This is a genomic window from Schlesneria paludicola DSM 18645 (genome assembly GCF_000255655.1).
GTDB classification, from domain to species: Bacteria; Planctomycetota; Planctomycetia; order Planctomycetales; family Planctomycetaceae; genus Schlesneria; species Schlesneria paludicola.
This window is the reverse complement of the sequence record NZ_JH636436.1, coordinates 87,362-95,417: the sequence shown is the minus strand read 5'-3', so window position 1 is coordinate 95,417 and position 8,056 is coordinate 87,362. Positions and strand designations below refer to the sequence as shown.

The 8,056-nt window shown below is 52.4% G+C and carries 1 protein-coding gene; it reads right to left on the bottom strand.

The features are described from left to right. The coding region (locus tag OSO_RS46135; protein WP_010587213.1) for a hypothetical protein at positions 1 to 7,231 on the bottom strand (7,231 nt) is incomplete at its 3' end. Between the last annotated feature and the right edge of the window lie 825 nt (positions 7,232 to 8,056).

Sequence of the window (8,056 nt, the reverse complement as noted above, 5' to 3'; positions counted from 1 at the left end):
ATGTCGGCGAGCCACTCACCACAACCCCGCCGATGCCAGTTGCCTTCACCGTTGCCGGGAATGGATTACCATTGAAAGTCCCACCTGCGTTCGTAACGACAACTATCGGAAGGGCCTTCGTGATCGTAAACGTGACGGGAGCACTCGATGCGTTGCCGTAGTTGGCGTTGCTGCTGGTGAATGTGGCGACGACCGTGTAAGTACCGGCGTTGGTTGGGGCGGTTGTCGTGCCTATGCCGCTGACGCTGGTCCCAACATAGTACATGAAACTCGTCGAGCCACTCACCGCAGCGCCGCCGATGCCAGTTGCCTTCACCGTTGCCGGGAATGGATTACCGTTGAAAGTGCCACCTGAGTTCGTAACGACAACCGCCGGAAGGGCCTTTGTGATCGTAAACGTGACGGGAGCACTCGATGCATTGCCGTAGTTGGCATTGCTACTGGTGAATGTGGCGACGACCGTATAGGTCCCCACATTAGTGGGGGACGTTGTCGTGCCCGTTCCGTCGACGGTTGGCCCATTGAAGTAGGCATACGTGATCGTGCCGGGCACGTTCAGTCCCGAATATCGATCGATCACGTTCGCGGTGACGGCCGTTGGATTTCCCGTGAATGCATGGCTCAACGCGCTGGCAACAACTCGAGGTTGGCTTGGAATGGTCAATAGTTTGAATGAATAGTCGCCCGTACTGCCGTTGGTACCATAAACCGACAATGTATAATCGCCGGGACTCAACGCTCGAATGGCAAGGTCCGATTGAAGATCGTTAGCGGAGCCACCGTCGATCGACAAGCCGGTCGAGTCCTTCAAGACCCAATTCAGTCTGGAATTGCTTGTCAACGAATCAAAAAATAACGATTGTCGTTGCGTAAGCGTGAAGGTGTAGTCGTCGTACTGCCCGCTGGTAATGGATCCACTGACAGGCGTATCGAGCACCAGCGGAATCGTATTGTGAACCTCAGGCGCCAGGTTGAACGAATACCCAGAGGAACTGCCGAGCGCGAAGGTGTAGATTCCCGTTTCGGGAATGATCAGTTGTACTTGGTAGAACGGCCATCCGTAGTAATTGGGCAAAAACCCTGCGATCGCTCCATATTGATCCGCTACCGGAATTGAATTCAAAACACCATACGAGGACACATCAAAAACTTGACCCGCTGTCGCCGAAATTTGATAGAGGGCAAATCCATCGGAACTCGAACTGCCGCTCGCATATGTTCCCGGCGTATACCTCGTTGCACTGGCCAGGTCCAGCATCGCCAACCGGTATTGTCCACCAATCGCACCATGCACTTGGATTTGGTAGTAACCGGCAGGCAGTACACCTAGGCGTTTGTTTTGAACATACGGCCCGTTGTTGTAGGGGTAAGTCTGTTGAGACAACGTACTCCAGTCCGATAACGTGATGGCACCTTGAGGGCCAATCAGCTTCCACGTGGTCGTGCTGTCAGAAAATCCGTACAAAAACAGGCTCGTCGCCGAACTCAATGAAAAGGCATAGTCCACCTCATACGATCCACCAATTGGATTTGTGGCATTGGTGTAAGTGGTCCCCAACGTCAGCGGAATTCCCGTGAACGGCGTAGGCGTTGCCGGAGTCTGATAGTTGATCTGGAAGCTGTATGCGGTGGCGGCGGTTGTTGCCACAGGTGCCGAAATCACCAGCGTGTATGTACCGTTGAAGTACATTTTCACGCTCGCCTGATCTGCACCCAACGATGAGTTGAAAACAGACGTCCCATAAGGATCAATCAATTGCCAGTTGGCATTCGAATTCGCGGAAATCGAAATATTGTCAAACAACAATTGGCTGCCGGCCACGGCACTCAAAGCATACAGGTTGACGCCATTTGCAGGATTTAAGGTACCAGCCACCGTCGGTCCCGTAGTTGAACTGGCGGTGCCCGTTGAGATCGCCGATGCGCTCAGCAGCGAGAGCAGCTTGAACGCAAATGAACCCGTGTAAGCACCGGCTCCAGAGACTGTCAGCGTGTAGGATCCTGGCACGAGATGTTTGAGGAACACATCATCGTTGTTGAATTGGGTTGGGGTACCGCCTGAGTTCGTCACGTTGCCGGAAGAATTGGTCAATTGCCACGACAATTTGGCGTCATTGGTCTCACTGTCGAAAATCAGTGGCGAAGTCGTCGTGACAGAAAACGTATAAGATTGCTTTTGTCCCGGTGCGACAATGCTTCCTGAGACCGTCGAATTCAACGTCAGGGCTCTGGATTGATCCGTGATCGGCGTAACGCCGAGAGCAAATGTCGTGGAGCCGTCGTTGGCGATTCCACCTTCGATGACGACATAGTATGTGTCCGTCGTCGGCAATGAGACTCGGGAGGCACCCGTCTCCAGATTCCCGCTGTCGATCAATTGGCCGCGGCTATTGATCAATGACCAATAGGTGACACCATTCTGGCCGGAACTGTCAGTTGTTGAAAATCCCGAACTCCCTAGGAACACCGCTTCGTTTGCGGTCCCTGTGAAGCGGAAGATTTGCGTCGAATTGGCCGGACTCAAGGCCACGTTGATCGGAGTACCTGGAGTGATTGCGGTTGCAAGGGCCAGATTCAACAACTGAAACGAATACGTTCCCTCTCCCGTTTCGTAGAATGTGTATCGGCCCGCGGGCAGCGTTCCGAGATGGAAGTCGCCGGATCCAAATGGTGACAATTCTGAGTTGTCAGTATTCTGAAGGTACGAAAACAGGTCTCCATTTTCATTCCGAATGCCGTAAAACACGTTCGGGGAGCTTGTGATGCTGGTCTGACTATCAAACCAAAGATCCGTCGGAGCTGTCAGAGTGAAAGTGTATTCCTGCCGCTGACCAGACGTGGAATTTGATGCTGTGACGATGTCATTGAATGGCAGCGGAAATTGACGATCCAAAAATGGCAAGAGGCTAAACGAGTAACTTGTATTGCCCGTTTCCGCGGCGTCCCCTGACACCATTAAGGTATAGACCCCGGGATGCACATCGTACCGCGCCGTTCCGTCAGTAGAATATTGATCGAGACGATTTGTCCAATCCGTCGTACCGTAAATAACTCCGTCAGCGTCGTAGAGTGTCCACTGTGCCTGTCCGTGTGCGGCAGATGTGTCGGTCGACGAAAGGATCTGTGATTGAAGTTCGATCGCCTGATCGCCGCTCACAGAAATCTGATAAAGCTGCGTCGACGTTGAAGGATGTGTCGCAGTGGTGACCGTCGTCCCCATGGAAACGGGTGTGGCGTTCGCAAAACTCAGCAAATTGAAGGCATACGACTGAGGCGGTGAGATGCCGAACGTCGCTGCGTTTGGATACATGTAAGTGGCAAGTTGATATTGGCCGGCCGGCACGATCCCAAGATCCACGTCCTGGCCATAAAAAGAACTCCATGCGTAGCCAAACGCGTTCTGAAACAATGATCCGTCGGCGTTATTCATACTCCAACTGACGCTGCCGTTCGAACTCACATTGTCGAAATACAAATGCGTGGGGACGGTGAGCGTGAAGGTGTACGCGTCCAACTGACTCGTGGAATTGATGACTCCAGCGACCTGTGAATTCAGTTGCAAGGGAATAGGCGTGATGAGTGATCGAAGTCCGATGTTCATCGAAAAGGTGATTGTTCCCGTGTCGCCAGGTGCCCCGAAGACGACGAGCGAATAGAGCCCCGTGGACTGCAAAGCGAGATTGGAAAGCGATGACGCGATCGAATTGGAAGCGATTTGAATTCCGCTGGGGTCATAGAGAATCCATGAACCGGTTCCTACGGTTCCCGTCGTCGAAACGGTGGAAGACGAAATGCTCAATGATTGTGAAGACAGTGCGGTGAACGAGTAGAACCGCGTCGCAGTGGTGGGACTCAGCGTACCCGTGACGGGCGTTCCCGCAGTCATCACGGTTTGATTGGTGGCCTTCATCAAATTGAGGCTGTAATTCACCGGCGCACTGAGCAGCAGGTCGGTGACGGACAGCGTATAGGTTCCCGCCGCCAACAATTCGATTCCGCCCAAGTGAAATTGCGACGTTGATGATGAAACGATTGTGCCGGTAGGCCCCGAGATCGACCAGGTGACATTACTCGGAGCGACCAGATTCAGATTCACTGTGCTGGGCGCCGAAAGAGTAAATGTATAGCTGTCGATTTGCGAGGGGCTGGTCAGTGATCCAGACTTCGGTGTATTCAACGACAGCGGGATTGTCGTCACGGTTGGCTGAACAACGAACGAAGTTTTGCTGGTGCCGACGATTGCCAGGGTATAGATGCCCACCGCTTTCAAAGCGAACGTACTCTGAGAGCTATTGCCCCCAAACGGCACGGATGAGCCGTACGAATCGTACAAAAATACTTTTAGAGAACTGTCCATCTGGCCTAGGGTCAGATTGTGAACAGAGATAATTTGGGGAGACGTCGTCGTAAACTGATAAAGTTGCAGATTTGCGGCTGGCGGCTGAGTCGGCGTTACGGAAGTGCCGATCGTGATCGGTGATGCCGTCGAATTGTTTACTAAGCGAAACGTGAACGCGTTCGGAAGAATCGGTTGGTTTGAACTAATGTTTAACACATAATTGCCGGGTGCCATCAGACCTACGTGGGTCGTCCCCATGAGCGTGTACGACGATCCAAACGAAAAATTGGTTCCAGTGATACCCCAATTCACGGCGTTGTTGTTTGTCGCGTCAAACCAGACGTCCGTCGCTTCAGTCAATGTGAACCCATAATTTCCACTCGAAATCACTCCAGATCCGGCAGTGTAAGTTGTCCCTAGGGAAATTGGTGTCGACGTCACAGGAACGACCGGAGCCGTAGGTCCCAGACTAAATTGAAAGTTGCCTTGAAAGGTGTAATTCGCTGAGACGGTGTTACTCAATGCGCCGCTCACGGCCAGAATATACCCGCCCGTGTTCTGCAAAAAGTTATCATCCGTTGTGATGGGTTGACGTGAATATGACCAGCCATACTGCGTAAGCAGTTGCCAACTGACGGATGCATTCGGCGTGAGCGTGAGATTGTGCAGATAGTAATAGGCGTACTCGGGGGTCGTGAATGCATACAAGTTCGTCTGACTGGGGACACTGAGCGTGCCTGTGATCGTTGGACCTGTGTGAGTACTGGAATTGCCGATGGTCATTGGAGTGGCAGCGCCGATGTCGAGCAGGTTGAAGGCATAGCTACCAACTGCATTCCCGATTCCGCTGACGGTTAATGTGTACGTCCCACCGTGCAGCACCCCAGAGACTTGATCGTCGCTGCTGAATAGGCTCAGCGTCTGCTGTTGAAAATTTTGACCTGCGGGCACAAACGGAACGTTGCCGTTTGGCCATGAAAGCTGCCATTGCAAATTTGGGGTGCTTGACTGGCTGTCGAACCACAATTTTGTGAGATCTGCCAGAGTGACTGTATATTGAACCTGTTGGCCTGCGTGCGTCAGACTGCCAGAAATAGGAGTGTTCAAACTGATCGCGGACGTCGAATCTCCGGTGGGATCTACGTTGAACGAGTAGGTCGTTGTCCCATTGTTTCCCGTGGCACCCGAGACAATGAGAAAATAATTGCCGGAATGTGAAAGGACGATTCGTCCCCCATCGGAACGTAAGTTTGTCGCGAAGATCTGAGTTCCCGCTTGGTCATACAGAGCCCACGTGGCTGCTCCGTTCGCCGCCGAGGTATCGGTCGAAGAGAACGCGGCATTTGCGAAGTAAAGCGCTTGACCCGCGGTTCCTGAGAACTGGTGAACCCGCATCGAATTCGCAGGACTCAATGTCGAGCTGACCGTGGTGCCAAGCACGAATGTTGGGGCATTTGCGAGATTGAACAGATTGAAGGAATAGGTGCCTGTAAAATTTCCTAGTTGAATTTTCGGACGACCGTCAGCGTAGGATTGCTGCGTCGTCAGCCCTGATACGGATAACGTGTAGTGTCCCGCAGGCAAGAACCCAAGATTCTGATCACCGGCGGAAAACAAACCGTGGGCGATTGGCTTGCTCAGACTTCCAGTCGGGCTGGTCAGCACCCAGTTGAGATTGCTGGTATCCGACTGACCGTCGAACCACAGTTGCGCCGGGGCCGTTAAATCAAAATTGTAGTTTTGAATCTGACCGGGTATTGCGAGAGAGGATGATACTGATGAGTTGAGTGCCAAGGCTGCGTTAGTATCAACCGAATTCTTCACGCTGATCGCATAGCTGATCGAACCCGTGTTGGCAGCCATTCCGTTGACGAGCAATGTATACGTGCCAGAATCGGGCAGCGTGATACGAAAGGTGTCATCCTTGAACGAATTTGAGTAAATTTCATTCTCGTAGGGGCTGTATAATTTCCAGTTCGCGCCCTGGAAAGTAGCCCCGTTGCTTTGCGAAAAACTCGTGTTGGCGATCGTCAACGTCTGTCCGGCTGTGCCGGAAAACTGGTACGCCTGCACGCCATTTGCTGGATTCAGTGCTCCTGAAAAGGGCGACTCGACGGAAATGGGTGTCGCATCATGAAGATTCAGAATTTCAAAGGAATACGCTCCGATGTGACCGTATGAATTCGTCGAACTCACCGTGAGCGTATAAGACCCAGCCGGTACAACGCCCCAATCCGAATTGCTCGGATCGTCGAACGTGTTGCCTGTTCGTCGATTGTTTACCACCAGCGACCAGGTCAAGCCGTAGTCACTCTTCTGGCTGTCAAACCAGAGATGGGCCGATTGGGCCAAGTCGAGCGTGTAGGTGTTCTGTTGGTTGTAATGATCCAGGCTGCCGTTGACCACCGAATCGGTTGCGATGGCAGTGGGAAGAGTTGAGTCAGTCGCGACGCTGAAGGAATAACTGGTCAACGACGAAGACGGCCCTGTACCCCCGGCAATCAATGTGTAAAGGCCTGGCTGCAAATTCATTTCGGTATTGGCTGAAATCTCGCTACCGGAACCGTCTGCAAAAATCAGATTCCATTGGACGTTGTCGACTTCATTGGATGGATCGCCGGATGTGGAAACGCTGATCTGGTTGATATGGATCAGTTGTTCTTTCGTCAAAAGGAATTGATAGGACTGAACTGAATTCCCGGGCGTAATGGTTCCATTGATCGTCGTGTCGAGCGCGATCGGAGTCGCACTCAGTAATGACTTTGGCTCGAGCGGCTCAACGATCGCTGCAAGGCGTAATTCTGAGTGATGTCGGCTTTGCGGCCTGCGGGAAGGCTCGAAGGCTCGGCTGATCAAAGCGTTGACGATCCGCATCCATTTCATGCGCAGCATTCGAAATACCTTAAACGAGACTGAAGAAGACTTCACTCCACGAAGTTTCGACGCAGCCCATGATGTAAGGACGGGCAAATCAACGAGTTCGATGGCAATGTAATGCGGGATTCAAGTCTGCACGGATACGGCAGCCCAAACCATGACACTAACGTCTTAAGTTCATCACCGTCAATCGGTTTTTTCGATCCGGCGACGCCAATTTGTCATCGCGGAGACGACGGTTGCGTGAATGAGAATTTCTTCATGAAAACCACAAAAATCTCTCATACCACCAGGTTCTGTCAGCTCCTGAGAGGCATGCGGCTTCGACATCGACATTCGACGGCCGCTTTGAGTTTGCCCGGTCACGCGGGACAACAAAAAGGTGTCAGGCACCTTTTTTCCTCTTCTCTTCACGGTGCAGTGCCCGGCGCCCAAAACCAGACTTCGCCTGACTGCCTATCTTTCCGCCCCAAACTGTCATTGCGTGGATGGACTGAAAAGTCGTCCATTCCATCCCTCCATTGCAGTACAGCCTGTCGAAAACGCTGCAATCCACATGACGTGAACTCAAAGATGGCAGTGGCAGACTCAGTGGTGAGCGACATCTCAGTCAATGCATCACTTTCAGGCGAAATGAGGAACCTGATTTTGGTGCAACTGCGGGAGCGGTCGTTTGAAACAAGCGTCATTGACCGCTGAGCTGGAGCAGGCAACGAACTCAGCTCATCAATCAATGCGACCATCAAATCCGATGATTGGACTGAACCCGCCTTCAGGCAAATAAACGGAGATCGGCAACCAAATTTGGAATCGGCAGGGTGTTCCCAACACTCGATGTCC